The organism is Nocardia neocaledoniensis (genome assembly GCF_029868625.1).
Classification (GTDB): domain Bacteria; phylum Actinomycetota; class Actinomycetes; order Mycobacteriales; family Mycobacteriaceae; genus Nocardia; species Nocardia neocaledoniensis_A.
The window spans coordinates 1-19,332 of sequence record NZ_JARWOJ010000321.1; the positions used below are offsets into that span (position 1 = coordinate 1).

Annotated in this window: 11 protein-coding genes; 7 read left to right on the forward strand and 4 right to left on the reverse strand. The window is 70.4% G+C overall.

Annotated features, from left to right (window positions below; all coding sequences use genetic code 11):
- Window positions 1-422: 422 nt before the first annotated feature.
- A complete protein-coding gene (locus QH270_RS24175) occupies window positions 423-1,040 on the forward strand; it encodes a SanA/YdcF family protein (RefSeq protein ID WP_280346376.1) in 618 nt (205 codons plus the stop codon).
- 89 nt (window positions 1,041-1,129) lie between these two features.
- Here QH270_RS24175 and QH270_RS24180 read toward each other — a convergent pair whose 3' ends face one another.
- Complete coding sequence (locus QH270_RS24180) at window positions 1,130-1,468, reverse strand: hypothetical protein (protein WP_280346377.1); 339 nt, start codon at window positions 1,466-1,468, stop codon at window positions 1,130-1,132.
- Between the two features lie 717 nt (window positions 1,469-2,185).
- Here QH270_RS24180 and QH270_RS24185 point away from each other — a divergent pair.
- From QH270_RS24185 to QH270_RS24200, 4 genes are all read left to right on the forward strand, one after another.
- On the forward strand, window positions 2,186-2,788 hold the full coding sequence (locus QH270_RS24185; protein ID WP_280346378.1) for a GNAT family N-acetyltransferase: 603 nt from the start codon (window positions 2,186-2,188) through the stop codon (window positions 2,786-2,788).
- 65 nt (window positions 2,789-2,853) lie between these two features.
- Window positions 2,854-9,225 carry a type I polyketide synthase gene (locus QH270_RS24190; protein ID WP_280346379.1) on the forward strand — a complete coding sequence of 2,124 codons (6,372 nt, stop codon included), beginning with the start codon at window positions 2,854-2,856 and terminating at the stop codon, window positions 9,223-9,225.
- Window positions 9,222-10,547 (forward strand): aminotransferase class I/II-fold pyridoxal phosphate-dependent enzyme, encoded by a 1,326-nt coding sequence (locus QH270_RS24195; RefSeq protein WP_280346380.1) that lies wholly within the window; start codon window positions 9,222-9,224, stop codon window positions 10,545-10,547. The genes QH270_RS24190 and QH270_RS24195 overlap by 4 nt, the downstream gene beginning before the upstream one ends.
- A gap of 89 nt (window positions 10,548-10,636) precedes the next feature.
- Window positions 10,637-13,927, forward strand: coding sequence for a DEAD/DEAH box helicase (locus tag QH270_RS24200; protein ID WP_280346381.1), 3,291 nt, complete (start codon window positions 10,637-10,639; stop codon window positions 13,925-13,927).
- Here QH270_RS24200 and QH270_RS24205 read toward each other — a convergent pair.
- The 3 genes from QH270_RS24205 to QH270_RS24220 all read right to left on the reverse strand — a co-directional run bounded on the left by QH270_RS24205 (window position 13,909) and on the right by QH270_RS24220 (window position 15,982).
- On the reverse strand, window positions 13,909-14,964 hold the full coding sequence (locus QH270_RS24205; protein ID WP_280346382.1) for a class I SAM-dependent methyltransferase: 1,056 nt from the start codon (window positions 14,962-14,964) through the stop codon (window positions 13,909-13,911). The genes QH270_RS24200 and QH270_RS24205 overlap by 19 nt on opposite strands.
- A gap of 335 nt (window positions 14,965-15,299) precedes the next feature.
- Window positions 15,300-15,755, reverse strand: a complete 456-nt coding sequence (locus tag QH270_RS24215) for a PTS sugar transporter subunit IIA (RefSeq protein WP_280346383.1) — start codon at window positions 15,753-15,755, stop codon at window positions 15,300-15,302.
- Entirely contained in the window at window positions 15,752-15,982 is a 231-nt protein-coding gene (locus QH270_RS24220) for a PTS glucose/sucrose transporter subunit IIB (protein WP_280346384.1), read from the reverse strand. The genes QH270_RS24215 and QH270_RS24220 overlap by 4 nt, the downstream gene beginning before the upstream one ends.
- A gap of 228 nt (window positions 15,983-16,210) precedes the next feature.
- Here QH270_RS24220 and QH270_RS24225 point away from each other — a divergent pair, with 228 nt between their 5' ends.
- Window positions 16,211-17,557: a PTS transporter subunit EIIC gene (locus QH270_RS24225; protein WP_280346385.1), complete on the forward strand. Its 1,347-nt coding sequence runs from the start codon at window positions 16,211-16,213 to the stop codon at window positions 17,555-17,557.
- 7 nt (window positions 17,558-17,564) lie between these two features.
- A complete protein-coding gene (gene ptsP / locus QH270_RS24230) occupies window positions 17,565-19,229 on the forward strand; it encodes a phosphoenolpyruvate--protein phosphotransferase (RefSeq protein WP_280346401.1) in 1,665 nt (554 codons plus the stop codon).
- Window positions 19,230-19,332 lie beyond the last annotated feature (103 nt).

Here is a 19,332-nt window from a genome sequence, read left to right on the forward strand (position 1 = left end):
ACCAGCAAAAAAGATTCGCTGTTGTTCAAATGTCCAACCTTCCAACCGGGGGGTATGAAAGGCCGGAACCAATAATAATATTGGCACTGACATTCATCGACACACTATTGAGTTCTCAAAGAACACACGCACAAGCAGAACACCGTCAACGATTCGTCGGGGGTTCCGCCAGGCAGGGTTCAAACTTAACGCACGCACTCGGCCGGAAGCAAATCCGGTCAGCGTGAGCTGTACTACTTGATGTTGTCGGCGCTCATCGTCCAACCTCGTTGTCCCAGTACTCAGTACCGGGTCGGTGTCCGTGTCGCTCTGACTTGAATTAATTTACGTGTCCACAATTGCGATGTCAAATTCCCTAGTCAGACGGCGTTTCATGGCGTATGTCCGATCGGTAGCGTGCGTGAGCGACAAGGGAGGTCGGCGTGGTGGGTGTTCGGAAGTCGCGGATTCGGCGGCTGGTCGTGGCCGGGTTGGTCGTCGTCGGCGGGCTCGCGGCGGTGACGGCCGGGGCGAACGGGGTGATGTGGGCGTTGTCGTCCGGGCATCGCGGTGATGTGGCGGGCGCGCCGGAGGTTCCGGTGGTGATCGTGCCCGGCGCGAAGGTGGCCGAGGACGGGACGCCGATGGCCTATCTCCGGGGGCGGCTCGATGTCGCGATCGAGTTGGTGACGGAGGGGAAGGCGCGCGGGATCCTCCTGTCCGGTGACGCGGGCGGCGCCTCGGGCGACGAGATCGCTGCGATGACTCGCTATCTCCTGGAGCACGGGATCGACCCGGCGATGGTGCGGTCCGATGGGGAGGGCCTGTCGACGAGGGCGACGTGCGAGCGGGCCAGGTCGGAGTTCGGGGTCGAGCGGGCGATCATCGTCAGTCAGTATCAGCATCTGCCGCGGGCGGTCGCGCTGTGCCGGGCGGCGGGGATCGAGGCGGACGGGGTGGTGGCGTACTGCGAGTGTCGGCGGTCCACCGAAGTGCGCAACAACGTCAGGGAGTGGTTGGCCGCGCCCAAGGCGGTGGTGGAGATGCTGCTCAGCTGGTAAGTCCCGCGCGACGACGCTCACGAATGGGGATCGCCTCTCTCGCGGGTCGGCGAAGCACCCGGAGGTGCGGTCGCGCGCCGACCGACCCGCTAGGCGAGCTCGTCGTCGTGTGCCAGCAGCATCGCGGCGGGCATCCCGACCCGTCGACGCCGCACATCGGACTCCCGGGCCGCCCATGCGGCATCGGTGTCGTCGACAAAGCCCAGTTCGGCCATGGCCGTGCGGTACAGCGCGGTCGCGTCGCGGGTGTCGGTGCGGTGCAGGCAAGCGAGCTCGACGAGAGCGGGCGATTCCAGGCCGCGGGCCAGCGCCTCGGCGGCGACCATCGACAGGTCGGTCTCCGGCAGCTCGCCCACGGCGAAGCGGTCGGCCGCGCGGTCGAGTTCGTTCACCCGGTCAGCGTGCGGCTCGGCGCCGAGGATGGTCAACGGAATATTCGGTGGGGGTGTTTCCCGGGCCACGGATCGGTCAACTCTTGCCGCCGATCCGAAATTATCAACGCCGAGGTGTAGCACTTGCGAGGGCTGAGTTCGGCACTGTGGTGCTCATCGCCATTCACCGAGATTCCGACCAGCACCGGGACCGGTGGCCAGCCGATGGCGACGGGGCGGCATCCTCGACATCCGATCGATCTCACCGCCGCAGCCGACGGCTTGGCCCCGGGCCCGGGGGCCACGCGTTGGGCCCGGGGGGGCAACCATCCAAACCCTACCCAACCCCCCCCCCCCCCCTAGGGCTTGGCCCCGCACTGGCGCCGCGGCCACTGTGCGGCTGAGCTGGAGCATCGGATGGATGGACATCCACTTCAGGGTCAACCGGCTCAGGAGGTTCGAGGGGCGGTCCCGAAGGGGATGCCATCGCCGTGCTCGGTGGAGGCAGGACCCCAGCGCGCAGGGGTCATCGGTGCGGCATCGCAGGTCTATATCTCGCCGCCCGCCGATTGCCCCACGGACGTGCGAGATCACCGGTGATGTCAGTACGGCTTGACATGGGGCGACCTTGCGGGATTCGGCTTGTCCGGCGAATTCCGGGGGCCTCGTCGGCTACTGAGTTAGCCTAACGACCAGTTTCCTACCAGACGGTAGAGCCGTCGCGGTTCGGGGCAGATCGTTTGAGGTACAACAGCTTTGACACACAGTGACCGTGTGGGTGTCCGATCGGGGACGCGTGCCGACACCGCCGACATGGTGCGGGTGCTGGCCGCCGCTTTCGCCGAGGACGACCCGATCGAGGACTACCTCTTCCCGGACGCGAAGGTCCGTGCTCGGCGGGCGCCACGCATGCTGCGCGCGATGATCACGCACCGGTTCCTGCCGGTCGGCGGCGCCGAGGTGGCGCTCGTCGACGGCCGGATCGTGGGGGCGATGCTGTGGTATCCGGTGGGGTATCGGCCGGGTGGAGCACGCGAATTCTTCGCTGGGCCCGGCTATCTCGCGGCGATGGGTGGTGCTGTGCGACGCGGGACCGAGGTCGACCAGGCGATGGATCGCGTGGCCCCGGACGAACCGCATCTGTTCCACGTCTACCTGGGCACCGAGCCCGCGGCGCAGCACACCGGGGTCGGGCGGGCACTCTACGACTCGCTTGTCGCGAAGGCCGACCGGCAGGGCGTGGCGCTGTGCGCGCTCTGCAAGGACGCCAATGTGGACTACTACCGGGCCTGGGGTACCGAGCGCGTCGGCGCTGTCCGACTGGGCGATTCGGGACCTGAGCTGAACGTCATCGTTCGGCGTCCACACCCGGTCTGAGCAGGGCACGCGGCCGCGGAGGCCGCCCGCTCCGATCGATTCTTTCCTAGTTCGAGGGGACCGCTATGCCCGATATCGCCATTGTGGGAATCGGCTGCCGCTATGCCGGTGGCATCGATTCGCCGGAGTCGTTCTGGGACTTCGTGATCGAGAAGCGCGACGGTGTGCGCGAGATCCCGCCGGAGCGGTGGGACTGGCGTCGGTTCTACGACGCCGATCGGCGTGCGCCGGGTCGCATGTACACCAAGCGTGCCGCGTTCATGACCGGTGATCCGTGGGCGTTCGACCCGGAGTTCTTCGGCATCTCGCCCCGCGAGGCCACGGTCATGGATCCGCAGCAGCGGTTGATTCTCGAGGTCGCGTGGGAAGCGCTCGACGACGCGGGGCTGGCCGGGCGCAGCGCGGGGGGCTCGGTCGGGGTCTATGTCGGGGCGTTCACGCTCGATCAGCTCGTGGGCTCGGTCGGGCCCGCGCTGCCGCATGTGGACCTGCACACGGCCGTCGGGGTGTCGTACACGATGTTGTCGAACCGGATCGCCTACGCGCTCGACCTCAAAGGGCCCGCGGTGACGGTGGATACGGCGTGTTCGTCGTCGCTGGTGGCGCTGCATCTGGCGTGCCGGGCGATCGAGAACGGTGATTGCGAGCTGGCGATCGCCGGCGGTGTGAATGTGATGACGCAGCCGGAGACCTTCGTCTCGATGTGCAAGGGCGGGTTCCTCGCCGCCGACGGGCGCAGCAAGCCGTTCGACGCGGCGGCCGACGGGTACGGGCGCGGCGAGGGTGCCGGAGTCGTGGTGCTGAAGACGCTCGCCGATGCCGAACGCGATGGTGACCGGGTCTACGCGGTGGTCAAGGCGACCGGGACCAATCAGGACGGGCGGACCACGGCCATCACGGTTCCCAACGCGGCGGCACAGGAATCGCTGGCGCGCACAGTCATCCGGCGTTCCGGGATCGCGGCGCCCGAGGTCAGCTACGTCGAAGCGCACGGGACCGGCACGCCGGTCGGTGACCCGCTGGAGCTGCGGGCCATCGGGCGGGCCTACGGCGCGGGGCGTCCGGAACCGCTTCCGGTCGGTTCGTTGAAGGCGACGCTGGGGCACACCGAGGCGGCGTCCGGCATCGCGGGTGTCATCAAGTCGGCGCTCGCGGTGCGGCATCGCATGATTCCGCCGCAGGGCTGGTTGGAGACACCGAATCCGGATATCCCGTTCGAGGAGTGGGGAATTCGCGTGCAGACCGAAGCGGAGCCGGTGGCCGCCGAGGTCGAGCGGATGACGGTGGCGGTGAACGGGTTCGGCTACGGCGGCACGAACGCGCACGCGATTCTGCGGGAGTACCGGCCGAGTACCGGCGCGGATCGCGCACCGGCGCATTTCGGGGTCATGCCGTTGTCGGCGCGGTCCGAGGCGGCGGTGCGGGAGCTGGCGCGCGGGGTCGCCGAGCGCATCGCCGACGGTGCCGATCCGGCGATGCTGGCGGAGGCGGCGTGGCGGCGGCGTCATCATCATCCGGTGCGCGCCGCATTCGCGTTCGCCGACGACACCGCGCTGGTGCGGGGCCTGATGGACCTGGCGACCGGATCGGGAAGGGTCGGGCGGACGGTCGCCAAGCGAGCGACCGGGCCGGTGTACGTCTTCACGGGCATGGGGCCGCAGTGGTGGGGCATGGCGCGCGAATTGCTCACCGGCACCGACCTGCGCCACCCCGGCGTGCCGCCCGGCCCCGGACACACCGACGCCGCGACGACCTCGGCGGGCGATGTTTTCGCGGCGGAGGCGCGGCGGATCGACGCGGAGTTCCGTGCTGTCGCAGGGTGGTCGATCATCGAGGAGCTGCTGCGGCCAGAAGCGGAGTCGCGGGTGACCAGCACCGCAGTGGCGCAACCGGCCACCTTCCTCGTCCAGGTCGCGCTGCACGCCGCGCTGCGGCGGTTCGGGATCGAGCCGGTGGCGGTGATCGGGCACAGCGTCGGCGAGGTGGCGGCGGCCTACGTCACCGGCGTGCTGTCGCTGCGCGACGCGGTGCTGGTCAGCTTCCATCGGGCCCGGCTACAGGCCACGACGGCGGGATCGGGTGGGATGCTCGCGGTGGGTCTCGGCCCCGAGGAGGCGGCTCAGCTCGTCGACGCGACGGATTCGGTCGATATCGCGGCGATCAACAGTACGGGCGCCGTCACCTTGGCGGGTGCGGTCGACACGCTGGATGAGATCGCCGAACTGCTCACCGCCCGTGGCATTTTCGCACGGCCGTTGCGGGTGGAGGTGCCGTATCACAGCGCGCTGATGGACCCCATTCTCGACGACCTGCGCACCGCGCTCGCCGGGCTCACCGTCGCCGAGCCCCGGATTCCGCTGTACTCCACGGTCACCGGTGCAGCCGTCACCGGCGCGACCTGGGATGCCGAGTACTGGTGCGCGAATGTGCGCAGACCGGTGCGCTTCGCCGACGCTGTCTCGGCCGCGATCAAGGCGGGTCATCGGGTGTTCGTCGAGGTCGGCCCGCATCCGGTGGTGGGGGCCAATATCCGGGAGATGCTGATCGGCGCCGGCGAGGCGGGCACCACCATCGCCACCTTGCGTCGGGATCGCACCGATGGGGAGAGTCTGCGACAGGTGCTGGCCGATCTCTATGCGGCCGGTGCGCTCGATATCGAGCGGCTCTTCGCCGACGTGCCGGGTCCCACACCGCATGTCGACCTGCCTCGGTATCCGTGGCAGCGCACCCGATTGCGGTCGGAACTGCCCGAGCTGCGGTTGTCCCGGCACGGTACACCGGGGGCGCCGCCGATGCTGGGCGACCGGCTGCCCGAGGACCCAGCGACGTGGCGGTTGCACGTGTCGATCGCGGCGCAGCCGTGGCTGGCCGATCACGTGGTGGGCGGGATGACCATCCTGCCCGGTGCGGGATATCTCGACGCGGCGCTCAGCGCGGCCGCGGCCAGGTCGGAGTCCGCGCAGGTCGGGCTCGAGGGGGTGCGGTTCGTAGCGCCGCTTGTGGTGAACAGCGGGACGGCGCCGGTCGTCGATCTGCATCTGGAGGAGTCGACCGGGCGGTTCACGATCCGTTCGCGGGGTGCCGCCGGGACGGTGTGGACCGTGCACGCGACGGGCCGGGTCGTCGAGGGCGGCTACTCCCCCGTCACCGCCGAGGTGCCCGACGCGGCGGCGCTGACGTCGGTCGAGCCCGCCGACTTCTACACGGGGCTCGCGGCGGTGGGATTGGAGTACGGTCCGGCATTTCGGCGGGTCACCTCGATCGGGCTGGGATCGGCGATGGTGGTCGCTCGGGTGGACGGCGGAATCGGCGCGGGCACCGGGTATCTCGCGCATCCGGCGGTCGTGGACGCGGCGCTGCAAGCCGTCGCCGCGCTGCTGGCCGGACAGGCGCAGGAGGGGACGATGGTGCCGGTCGGGGTGCGGTCGGTGTCCCGCCTGGCGCCGCTGCCCGCCGAGGTGACCGTGCTCGCGCGGCTGCGTGCCGACTCGGTCGCCGACCTCGACCTGGTCGATGCCGAGGGTGGAGTGTGCTTGCGGCTCAGTGGGGTTCAGTTCGGATGGCTGACTCCTCGCGGCGGGCCGCTGCACCGAATGACCGACCTCTTCTACGAGGAACGCTGGGAGTTGCGTGAGCCCGTCGACGCGACGGGTCTGCCCGGTGGCGACGGGCTGTTCAGCCTGGTGCTCGGGTTCGGTGACGGTATCGAGCACCGCCTCGAGCAGGTACGCAAGGCGGTGTCCGTCGACGGTGCCGGATCCGCCGTCGTCACACTGGATCTCGACGACGACGAGCTGATCACCCGGCTGACTCGGCGCCTGCGCGACATCGTCGCCACCGACGACGTGCGGCGCGTGCACGTCTGCGTGGTGCCGGGTGCGGCGGAGGACATCGCGGCGCTGTGGGCGCTGCGCGAGATCGCGGTGGCGGTCGAACGGTTCCTCGACGCCCGGTGCGCCGAACTCGGCGTCGACCTGCCGATGACCGGCGACGGATCGCTGCACGTCACCGTGCTGAGCGCGCACGCCTACGCCCATCCGGCCGACCCGACGGCGCCGGATCCCGGTCAGGCCGCGATCGCCGGGGCGCGGCGGGTCCTGCTCAACGAGCAGCCGAGGTTGCGGTGGCGGCTGATCGATGTCGACGCGGAGGTGACGGCGGCCGAGCTGGCCGCCGAACTCGCGGTGCCGGGGGCGTTCACCTACGACCTCAGTGATGAGGTGGTGTTGCGCAATGGTCTGCGGTGGACCACCGTGGTCGAGCGATCGCTGTCGCGGCGGCTCGACGCGCTCGACACCGCCGCGCCGCTCGCCGATCCCGAGGCGAATTTCGCGCTGGAGGTGCCGTCGTCGCGGACCTTCGGACGGCTGGGCTGGCGGCGCTGCGAGCGTCGGGCGCCCGGTGCCGGCGAGGTCGAGGTGCGGATGCTCGCGGTCGGGCTCAACTACAAGGATGCGCTGAAGGTGATCGGCGTGCTGGGTGAGCGTGAGCTGGCGCCTACGTATTTCGGGACGGTGCCCGGCATGGAGGGGGCCGCGCGGGTGGCGCGGGTCGGGCCCGGCGTCACGGGATTCGAGGTCGGCGACACCGTGGTGTTGACCTCCAAGGGCATGGTCGCGCGCTATCACACGACCGACGCCGCCCTGCTCGCGCACGTCGACCCGGCGACCGAGCCGGGCCGGTGCACCAGCGGTACGGCCTTCGCCACCGCCGAGCATTCACTGCTGGAGCTGGCCCGGATCCGGCCGGGTGAGACGGTGCTGGTGCACGGTGCCGCGGGCGGTGTCGGGACAGCGGCGGTGCAGATCGCCACCTCGCTCGGAGCCGTCGTCATCGGGACCGCGAGTACCGAACAGCGACGGGCGAAGGTCCGCGACGCCGGCGCCGACCACGTGCTGGGCTCGCGCTCGCTCACCCTCGTCGACGAGGTGCTCGCGCTCACCGGTGGACGCGGTGTCGACGTGATCCTCAGTACCGCGCCGGGCGAGCTCCAGCGCCAGAACTTCACCATGGTCGCCGAATTCGGGCGCATCGTCGAGATCGGCAAGGCCGACATCTACGCGGGCGGTGTGCTCGACCTGTCGGCCTTCGACAAGAACATCGCCTACTACTCCTTCGATCTGGACCGCATGGCGCGGGTGCGGCGTGACGACGTGCTCGCGCTGATCCGGCGAATCAACGCCCGGCTCGACGACGGCACCTACCGGCCGCTGCCGTTCACCTACTACGGCACCGCCGAGGTGGGCCAGGCGTTCGAAGCCGTCGCGCGCTCCAGCGGTGGCGGCCGGGTGGCCCTGGACCTGACCGAGACCGAGCCGTCCGTGCGACCGTCGCTGCCGGAGGTGCGCGTCGAGGCGGACGCGGAATACCTGATCACCGGCGGTTTCGGCGCGTTCGGGCTGGCGACGGGCCGCTGGCTGGTCGGTAAGGGCGCGCGCCGGCTGACCTTGCTCGGGCGCGGCGGCGCCCACACCGACGCAGCCCGCGCGCAGCTCGCGGCGTGGGCCGAGCAGGGTGTCACCGTGACGGCCGAACAGGTCGACATCACCGACGCCGACGCGGTGGCCGCGGTGATCGCCCGCGCGCACCAGCCCGCGACGCCGCTGCGCGGGGTGTTCCACACCGCGGGCGTCATCGACGACCACCGCGCCACAGCCATGGACCGCGACAGCCTGGCCACGGTGTACCGGCCGAAGGTCGACGGGATGCGCGCGCTGGTCGCCGGGCTGGACGCGGCGGGCGCGCGGCTCGACCACTTCGTGCTGTACTCCTCGGGTTCGGCGATGTTCGGCGCCGTCGGCCAATTCGCCTACACCGCCGCCAATTCCGCGCTGCACGCCTACGCCGACGCGGTGACCAGGGCGGGTGGTGTCGCCCTCGCGGTCGGCTGGGGCCACATGTCCGGTGGTGGGATGGCCGCCGCCGACGAGAACATCGCCCGCTACCTGCGGACCACCGGCTTCGACTCCTTCGACATGGACGAGGGCACCGGCTATCTCGAGCAGGCGCTACGCCTCGGCGTGACGCACGCGGTGATCATGCCGATCGACTGGTCGAAGGTGGCCGCGACCGCGCCGTTCTTCGCGCTCACCGGCCGGCTCGCCGAGCAGATCACGGCCGCGGCACACGATGATTCGGCGGCGGCGCGACTTCGCGCCGAACTCGCCGCGCTCGGCGCCGACAAACGCGGTGAGGTGGTCGCCTACCTGCTGGCCGAACACCTGGCGCAGGTGATGGGTGTCGCGGCGGACACCATCGATCTCACGGTGCCGGTGCCCGAACTCGGCTTGGACTCGCTGATGGCGGTGGAATTCGGTGCGCTGGTGACGAAATCGCTCGGCGTCGACCTGATGACGATGAACATGGGCCGTTCGTTCAGCCTCGAACAGGCCGGTGCGCGAGTGGCCGCGGTGCTGGTCGGCGGGGCGACGGCATGAGCGAATCCGCCCGCGACCTGGCCAGGAAACTGCTCTCCGGATCGACGCAGGCACCGGTGGCGCCGGTCGCCCGCCGACGCGGTCCCGGCCGGCAGTTCGCCGATCACCCGGAGGTGGCGGCGATGGCGCGCAAACGCGAGATGATCGACCGGACCCACGCGCTGTACGGGATGCCGAACCCGGTCTTCCTGCTGCGCGAGAGCCCCAACGACACCCTGATCCGTTGGCAGGGAAGAGAACTGGTCAACTTCAGCGCCTACAACTATCTCGGCCTGGCCAACCATCCGACCGTGATCCAGGCGGCCAAGGACGCCATCGACACCTACGGCGCGTCCGCGTCGGCCTCGCGGATCATCGCCGGGGAGATCCCGCTCTACCGCGAACTCGAACAGCGGCTCGCCGGGATGTACGACGTGGGCGACGCGCTGGTGTCCACCAGCGGCTACCTCACCAACGCGGGGGTGATCGGATTCTTGCTGGGTGCCGGAGATGTCGCCGTCTGCGACTCGCTGATCCACCGCAGCGTGAGCTCGGGGGTGCGGTGGTCGGGCGCTCGACAGCTGACGTTCCGGCACAACGACCCCGACTCGCTGCGCTCGGTCCTGCGGATGGCGCGCGGCGAGTTCGATCGCGCGCTCGTGGTGCTCGAGGGCCATTACAGCATGGACGGCGCGATCGGCCGGGTCACCGAGATCGCCGCGGTGGCCAGGGAATTCGATTGCGCGGTGATGGTCGACGAGGCGCATTCGCTCGGCGTGTTCGGCGCGCGGGGCCGTGGCATCCGCGAGCACTTCGACCTGCCCGGCGACGCGGTCGACCTCTGGATGGGCACCCTGTCCAAGGCCCTGGGCAGCTGCGGCGGTTTCCTCGCCGGCGACGCCGAGCTGATCGGGGCGATGAAATTCTGCGCGCCCGGTGTCTCCACTCTCAGTGGTGGGCCCGCGCCGTCGACGATCGCCGCCGCGTCGGCCGCGCTCGACGTCCTCGACGGCGAACCACAGCGGCTGAACCGGCTCTGGGCCAATGCCGAGCTCTTCCACGCACTGCTCACCGAGCACGACCTCGACCTCGGGGTGTCGGAGCGGACGCCGATCTGCCCGGTCCTCGTCCCCGAGGAACACCGGGCCGGGTACGTCGCGTCGCGGCTGCTCCAGCACGGGATCTACGCGGGCTCGATCACCCCGCCCGCGGTGCCGGTCGGCAGCGAGCGGCTGCGCTTCTTCCTCACCTCCGAGCACACCGAGGACCAACTGCGGTACGCCGCCGCGCAACTGGGCGCGGCGGTCCCCGCCGCACGGGAGCTTCCCGGCTTCATCGGCTGACGCGCGCCCGGGGTGGCGTGCCCGGGGAACCGCGATCGCGTAGCGTGTTCGGGGTTGTCAGCATGATGGCCGACGGATTGAGGTGCTTCGTGGGCGGATCCGAGCACGCTGCGCGGCTCGTACGTTTCTGGCAGACCGTGGAACTGTTCGGTCCGCATCGAGTTCCCGACGTCGGCGCGCTGCCCGACGCCGGCCTCGTCGTCGAATTGGCGGCCGACGACCCCGCGCCGTGGGAGAACCTCGCCGCGCTGCCCGAGACCCAGACCGGGCGGGTGTGGCAGTTCGTGGTGTTCGGCGGCCTGTTCGGTATCGGGCGCGCCAGGGAGGCACTGGTCCGCGCGTTCGGCGAGGACCGGCTCGAGACCGATGCCAGGCGGGCCGGGACCACGGCGGCCTTCGCGGTGACCCTCACCGAGGACGGGGTCGTCGTCCGGGATTCGGCGCGACTGTCGGGGCTGGCGTGGGCGATCAACCGGTTGCGCGCGCCAGGGCCGGCCGACAGCGGCTGGGTCGACGGGTTCGATTCCGACTCGGCGGCTTTCACCGCAGCCTTCGACACCCTGACCAAGGAAGCCGCGCTCGAAGACGGGGAAGCGCCGCAGCCGCCGCGCTGGCGGGCCCTCGACATGGCGGGCCGTGGCGTCGGGGCCTCCCTGCTGGCCGCCGGCGGGGTGATCTCACCGGGCCTGGCGGGGATGTCGGCGCGAGCCTTCGCCGAGCGGCTCCTCCCCCGCGGCCCCGAAGAGCCCGTCGAGGCGCCCCGGCTCAGCGGGCGCGATCTGCAGACCTTCACCGGCGAACTGTGCTCGGCCCTCGGAATCCGCTCCGAGCTGCGCGCGGGCGGGGTGCGCGTGGTGTGCCTCCAGGTGCCCGCACGTGATGCCGAGATTGTCGCGGCCGAGGACCGGCTCAACAGCGGCCTGAGCGACGACCTCGCCCGGTTGGCGGCGGCGGTGGACCGCGGCGATATCGGTGTGGCGCTGGGAAACTACCTCGCCGCCACCCAGGCACTGCCGGTCGAGGACCGGATCGACGTGCGCGAACGGCAGGACGTCGTCGTCGAAGGACTGCTCCCCCAACGGATTCCGGACGGCCGGTGGCCGGGTGACCTGCTGGTGTCGGGCCAGCAGTTCGCCGTCGACCAGGCCATGACCGAACTGCGGGACGGCGCCGGGATCTTCGCGGTCCACGGCGCGCCCGGCACCGGGACGACGACGATGCTGCGCGATCTGCTCGCCGGCATTATCGTCGAGCGCGCCGCGCAACTGGCGTCGTTCGACGATCCCCTCGCGGTGTTCGCCGGGGTCACCGAGCAGGTCCGGATCGCCAAGAACTACACGGTCGGCGCGCATCGGCTGGCGCCGAGTGTCACCGGGTTCGAGGTGGTGCTGAGCACCGGCGGTGAGCAGGCCGCGGCGGAGGTGGTCACCGAGCTCCAGCGGCGCGACGCGGTGGACGGTGACGTCGACCATTTCGGCGACCTCGCCGACCTGCTCGGCGACGAACCCGCGTGGGGACTGGTCGCCGCGGCGCTGGGCGAGAACCGGCGGACCTTCGGCGAACGCTTCTGGTTCGGCGAGCGCTTCGCCACCGAACGCAAGATCAGCGCGACGACGAGCGGCATGCTCGACCTCCTCAAACACGCCGAGGCCGAACCCGATTCGGTGCCCGACTGGGCCGCCGCCGTCCGCGACTTCGCCGCACGGCGGGCGCAGGTGCGCGGGCTGGCGCAGGAGCGCCAGGACGTCGCCGACGCCGTCGCCGAACTGCCGGGGACACACGAGCGCTTGCAGGCGCTGTCCGCCGAGATCGCGAACGCCGATACCGCGCACGCGCATTGGCGCGAACGGCATCAGATCGCGACCGAGCACCTGCGCGGCGCGCAGGCCACGCACCACCGGGTGGGCAAGCTGCTCGGCGAACACGGTGGGCAGAAACCGGGATTCCTCACGTCGCTGTCCACCGGCTTCCAGGCGGGACGTCGGTGGAGCACACGCAGCAATGAGCTGCTGCGGGAACGGCACATCGCCGAATCGGAGATGCGGCGACGGCAAGCCGAGGTCGAGTACACGCGTGCGCAGTGGGCCGAGGCCGCCGAGCACGGGCGCGCGCTCATTCGCGATCATCTCGCGCTCACCGAGCGGCGGGCCGCCGCCATCGAGGTCATCGAGCGGGCGCGCGAGCACTGGTCGCGCACCATTCCCTTCGGTGACGTCGCGGCCGACGACGAGCAGTTCCAGCTGTGCAATCCGTGGGGCGACGAGCAGTACGCGACCGCCCGCCGGGAACTGTTCCTGGCCGCGCTGCGGCTGCATCGCGCGTTCCTGCTCAGCGCGGCGCCGCGGGTGCGCGACAACCTGATCGTCGCGATCGCCCTGATCCGCGGCGACCTCGCCGAGGAACCGAAGGCCGACACCGTGGCGGCCGCCTGGCAGACGCTGTTCCTCGCGGTGCCGATGATCGCGACGACCTTCACCGCCATGCCGCACCTGTTCGCCGGGCTCGGGCGGGAGGCGCTGGGCTGGCTGTTCGTCGACGATGCCGGGCAGGCGGCGCCGCAGTCGGTGGCCGGTGGCGTGTGGCGGGCGCGGCGGGCGGTGATCGTGGGCGATCACCGTCAGCTGGGACCGGTCGAGACGCTGCCGACGTCGGCGCAGGAGGCACTGATCCGGCGGTTCGGGCTGGATCGGGAGTGGATGCCGGACCTGGCTTCGGCGCGGCGGGCCGCCGACCGCGGCGTGCGCTACGGCACCTGGCTGACCCCGGCCGATATGGCCGAGCCCGTCTGGGTCGGGACGCCGCTGCGGGTGCACCGACGCAGTGATCTGCCGATCTTCGAACTCACGCATCGACTCGCCTACGACGACGATCTGCTCGTCTTCGGCACGCCGGAGCGGCCGGAGTTCCCCGGCGAGAACCGGTGGATCGACGTCAGGTCGGCACGGGCCGAAGGGAATTGGATCCCAGGTGAAGGTGAGGCACTCGCCGAACTGCTCGCCGAACTGGCCGAGAACGGCGTCGACGCGGGCGATATCAGGGTGCTCAGCCCGTTCCGCGATGTCGCGCGCGGCGCGAGGGCGGTGGCGCGCGAGGTGCTCGGGCCGGAGTTCGCCGCCCAGCAGGTGGGAACGGTGCATGGGATGCACGGGAATTCGGCCGAGGTGATCGTGCTGATCCTGGGCACCTCGCCCGCCGCGGGCGGATCGCGTCGGTGGGCCGCCACCGATCCGAGTGTGCTCAACGCGGCGGTCTCGCGGGCGCGGCGCCGGGTGTATGTGATCGGTAACTACCGGTTGTGGAGCAGCCAGCGGTATTTCGATGATCTCGCCGCCCACTGGCCGGTGCGTGCCGAGCCGACGCGTCAGGCTGTCAGCGGGTAGAAGCGCCAGAAGCCGAAGTCCTCGATCGGGAGGACCTCCACGGTGGTGAATCCGGCTTTCTCGGCGTACTCGGTGAGCGTTGCCTGCCGCATGACGGTGCCGGTGCCCGCCGATCCCGGGTGCGCCTTGCCGTCGGGCAGGCAGATCAGCAGGCTGAACCCGTACATCAGGCGATCGATATCGCTTGCCGGAGCGGTGAATTCCGGGGCCACGGCCTCGTCCATCACAATGACCGCGCCGCCGGGATGCAGGGACCGGCGCATGGCGGCCAGCACCTCGACCGGGTGCGGCATGTCGTGCAGGCATTCGAAGGCGAACGCGGCGTCGTAGGTGGATTCGGGCAGATCGGTGGCGGCGTCGGCCTGCTCGAAGCGGATGCGGTCGCCCAGGTCGCGGGCGTTGTCGCGGGCCATGGCCACCGAGGGCGGGTCGATGTCGTAGCCGTCGATCCTCAGCTCGGGATAGGCACGGGCCAGCGCGATCGTCGACCAGCCGCCCCCGGAACCGATGTCGGCGGCCCGAGCGCCCGGCCTCGACAGCAGGGCGTGCACGTCGCCGACCCCGGCCAGCGCGGCGGCCAGGCGGTGCTCGAACCAGGGGCGGTTCATGTCGGACTGCGATTCGCGCATGTCGGCGCCGTATTCGGACCAGCTCACCCCGCCGCCGTCGCGATAGGCGCGCACCAACGCGGGCATCTGGACGGCGGCGCCGGCGAACATCCGGGCCAGCGGGGCCAGATAGTCGAGACTGTTCGGGTCGGTGAGCACCTCGGCGGCGCCCGCAGGCAGCCGGAACCCGCCGTCGTCGACCACCAGGATCCCGGTCGCGGCCTGCTGCTCGAGCCACTCCCTGGCATAGCGCGGATCGCCGCCGGCCCGCCGGGTCAGCTCGACCGCGTCGGCGGGACCGCCCTCGGCCCACGCGCGGTACCAGCCGAGCCGATCACCGAGATGCACCGCAAGGACGTCGACAGCGCCGAGCGCCGCCCCGAACAACCGCTCCGCGACCTGCGCACTGGTCGACTCAGCTGAACTCATGGCGATCCTCCTCGGTCCGTTGACACGAACTACGGGTTACGCGGCCGAATGGTTCAGCCACGATTCGATCCGATCACCGACCTGCTGTACAACAGCGGATCGAGTCAGTTCTGCCCACCGCCGCCACCCCCGCCCGGCGGGGACTGTCACTCGTCGTACGACCCGTGCGTCCCGATCACCAGTGACGTGGATTGCGCGGGCGGCGGCGGGAACGGGCCCGCGTACACCGGCAGGGTTCGGGTCATCGGGCCCGATGACTACGGGCTCGACGACGACAGTGATGGGATCGGGTGCGAAACCAGCTGAAGCGTCCAGCGAATCAGCTGGAGCGCGCCCTACGGTGAATCGAACAGCAGCGCACCGGATTCCACCGTGGAACCGATGGTGTCGCTGGTGATCGAATCTTTCGCGGAGTCCATGACGACGATCGGGCAGATCGGCGAGTAACCGGCATTCGCGATCTCGGTGGGGTCGAAGGTGACGATCGGGGCGCCCGCGACGACCTCGTCGCCCTCGGCAGCCAGGAGTACGAAACCCTCGCCCTTCAGCTTCACCGTATCGATGCCCAGGTGGACCAGCACGCCCGCGCCGCCGCCGAAGACGACGAAGGCGTGCGGGTGCAGTTTCAGGATCTTGCCCGCGATCGGGGCGGTCACGGTGAGGGTGCCGCGGGTGCGGTCGGGGTCGATGGCGACGCCGGAGCCGACGATCTGGCCGGCGAAGACGGGGTCGGGGACGTCGGCGAGGGCGACGACCCCGCCCGCGAGCGGGGCCAGCACGGGAACACTCACAGGATGTCCTCGATGTCCTCGGCGAGGGTGTCCGCCTCGGGGCCGACGACGACCTGCACGACGGTGCCCGACTTGAGGACGCCGTGCGCGCCCGCGGCCTTGAGCGCGGCCTCGTCGACCTTGCCGCCGTCCTTCACCTCGGTACGCAACCGGGTGATGCAGGCCTCGATCTCGACGATGTTCTCCGCGCCGCCCAGACCCTTGACGATCGCTTCCGCTTTGGACATGTGTTCTCCCTTTCCGCGGTGGTTGCCGGTTCCAGTATGGGAGCCTCGAATGTGCGCCACGTCATATTTCGCGGTTGACATCCGGTAGCCACCTGGTCAAACTTACAACTGGTTATGACCGGACAGTACCCGTCAGGGTGACCGGTTCACAACAGTTACCCCGGACAGGCCCGCACGTCTCTCCGGCTCGCCGAGACCGCCGGGGAATCCGGCACGAAGAAGGTCGACATGACTGCCGTTACCGACAGCCCCAAGCAAGAATCGAAGGTGTTCGCGGGATTGCAGCGCCTGGGTCGCAGCCTCATGCTGCCGATCGCGGTGCTCCCCGCGGCGGGCATCCTGCTGCGGATCGGCCAGGACGATCTCCTCGGCCGGTTCTCCGCGCTGGAGAGCACCGCCGCGGTGATCTCGGCGGCCGGGCAGGCCGTGTTCACCTGGCTGCCGCTGATCTTCGCCGTCGGCATCGCCATCGGCTGGGCCAAGAAGGCCGACGGCTCGACGGCACTGGCCGCGGTGGTCGGCTACATGGTGATCAACGGCGTCTTCGAGGCGATGTCACCGATCGTGCTGGAGGGCAAGACCGATCCGAAGGGCGCGCAGGCGCTGATCAACTACGGCGTGCTCGGCGGCATCGTGATGGGCCTGCTGTCGGCGATGCTGTGGCAGCGGTTCTATCGCACGAAACTGCCGGACTTCCTCGGCTTCTTCAACGGGCGGCGGCTGGTACCGATCCTGACGGCGGTGACCGGTCTGGTGGTCGGTGTCGGTATGGCGTTCATCTACCCGGCCTTCAATTCCGCGCTCACCTGGGTGGGTGAGACGGTCGCCGACAACACCGTCGTCGGTGGCGGCATCTACGGCGCGGCCAACCGCCTGCTCATCCCGACCGGCCTGCACCACATCCTGAACTCGACGGTGTGGTTCCTCGTCGGCGACTACACCGATGCCTCCGGCCAGCTCGTGCGCGGTGACCTCAACCGGTTCTTCGCCGGCGACCCGACCGCGGGCACCTTCATGACCGGCTTCTTCCCGATCATGATGTTCGCGCTGCCCGCCGCCGCCCTGGCGATCTGGCGCAACGCGCGCCCCTCGCAGAAGAAGCTGGTCGGCGGCATCATGCTCTCCACCGGTCTGACCGCGTTCGTCACCGGCATCACCGAGCCGCTGGAGTTCTCGTTCATGTTCGTGGCGTGGCCGCTGTACGTGGTGCACGCGGTCCTGACCGGCACGTCGATGGCGCTGGTCAACGCGCTGGGCATCCACGACGGCTTCACGTTCTCGGCGGGCGCGATCGACTACCTGCTCAACTTCGGCAAGGCCACCGACGCGTGGCTGCTGATCCCGATCGGGCTCGGCTACGCGGTGATCTACTACCTGCTGTTCAGCTTCGTGATCAAGAAGTGGAACCTGCGCACGCCCGGTCGCGAGGCCGAGACCGACGACGAGGTCGGCACGAGCGGCGACGCGGCGGCCGAAGCCGACCCCGCGCCCGCGGTGACCGGCGATACTCGGACCGAGACGCCGACGGTCACGGAGGCCGAAGCGAAGCCGGACAAGAAACTGGAAGGTGAGTGACCGCCTGATGGGTGAACAGGTGATCCGCGGTCTCGGAGTCAGCCCCGGTGTGGTCGTCGCGCCGTGGTTGCGGTTCGGGTCGCAGCTGGCGACATCGGCACAGGACCCGGTCGGTGGCTCGGTTCCCGAGGAACTGGCCAGGGTCAAGGAGGCGCTCGGCGGCGTGGCCGACGAGATGCAGGCCAGGGCGAGCCGGGTGAGCGGGGTGGCCGCGGAGATCCTGTCCATGTCGGCGACGATGGCCCGCGATCCGGGCATCGTCGCCGCCGCCGAGAAGCAGCTGGCCGACGGCATGCCGACCGCGCACGCGGTGCATCTGGCCTTCGAGGGCTTCTGCGCCAAGCTGGAGGCGCTCGGCGGGTACATGGCCGAGCGCGCGACCGACCTGCGCGACATCGGCGGTCGCACCGTCGCGGTGCTGCTCGGCGAGCCGATGCCGGGCATCCCGGAACCGGGGTATCCGTTCATCCTCGTCGCGCGCGACCTCGCGCCCGCCGACACCGCCATGCTCGGCGACAGCGATGTGGTCGGCCTGCTGACCACCGAGGGCGGGCCGACCAGCCACACCGCGATCCTGGCGAAATCGCTGGCGCTGCCCGCGGTGGTGAACTGCCCCGACACCGATCGGTTGGTCGAGGACACACCGATCCTGCTCGACGGCGGCACGGGCGCGGTCGTAATCGATCCGAGCCCGATGCGACAGCAGGCCGCACTCGAGCAGGCGGCCGCGGATCGGGAACGGCTGGCCTCGGCCAGCGGGCCGGGCAAGACCGCCGACGGCACGCCGGTGCAGCTGCTGGTGAACATCGGCACCGTCGATGATGCCGAGAAGGCGGGACCGGTCGACAGCGAGGGCGTCGGCCTGTTCCGCACCGAGTTCATGTACCTCGGCAAAGCGAGCGCGCCCAGCCTCGACGAACAGATCGCCTCGTACACCGCGGTGCTCGAGCAGTTCGCCGGGCGCCGGGTCGTGGTCCGCACGCTCGACGCGGGCTCGGACAAGCCGCTGCCGTTCCTCGATCTCGGCACGGAGGAGAATCCGGCGCTCGGCGTGCGCGGACTGCGGATCGGAACGGTGTTCCCGGACACCCTCGCCACCCAGCTCACCGCACTGGCCAGGGCGGGCGAGGCGACCGGCGCCGACCTGTGGGTGATGGCGCCGATGGTCGCCACCGCCGACGAGGCCGCCGGATTCGCCACGCTCGCACGGGAATCCGGCCTCCGCAAGGTAGGGGCCATGATCGAGATCCCGGCGGCCGCGTTGCGGGCGGCGGACCTGCTGGTGCACCTGGACTTCGTCAGCATCGGCACCAACGATCTGAGCCAGTACACGTGCGCGGTCGACCGGATGGCCGGTGGCCTCGCGCACCTGCTCGATCCGTGGCAGCCCGCGGTGCTCGACCTGATCGCCATGGTCGGTGCGGCGGGGTCGGCGGCCGGGAAATCGGTCGGCGTGTGTGGTGAGGCCGCGTCGGATCCGGCGCTGGCGCCGGTACTGGTGGGACTCGGGGTGACGAGCCTGTCGATGTCGGTGCCCGCGTTGCCCGCGGTGCGGGCGGCGCTGTCGGCCGTGGACGTCGAAATCTGCCGGGACGCGGCCGACGCGGCGTGTGCGGCGCGCAATCCGCAGCTCGCGCGGGAAGCGGTGGCGGCGATCGTCGGGCGGGCATGAGCCGCACGACCGTGGGTGCGGGCCGGGCCGAAGTCCGGCCCGCGATCGCTGTTCGGGCGGCGGCGTCGGTTCGGGCGGGCGCCGCAGGCGCACCGCACCGACG

Bases quoted from the DNA above. Each gene is read 5' to 3' on its own strand.
- QH270_RS24190 (WP_280346379.1), top strand. From the start codon at position 2,854: ATGCCCGATATCGCCATTGTGGGAATCGGCTGCCGCTATGCCGGTGGC.
- QH270_RS24195 (WP_280346380.1), top strand. From the start codon at position 9,222: ATGAGCGAATCCGCCCGCGACCTGGCCAGGAAACTGCTCTCCGGATCG.
- QH270_RS24205 (WP_280346382.1), bottom strand. From the start codon at position 14,964: ATGAGTTCAGCTGAGTCGACCAGTGCGCAGGTCGCGGAGCGGTTGTTC.
- QH270_RS24220 (WP_280346384.1), bottom strand. From the start codon at position 15,982: ATGTCCAAAGCGGAAGCGATCGTCAAGGGTCTGGGCGGCGCGGAGAAC.
- QH270_RS24225 (WP_280346385.1), top strand. From the start codon at position 16,211: ATGACTGCCGTTACCGACAGCCCCAAGCAAGAATCGAAGGTGTTCGCG.
- ptsP (WP_280346401.1), top strand. From the start codon at position 17,565: ATGGGTGAACAGGTGATCCGCGGTCTCGGAGTCAGCCCCGGTGTGGTC.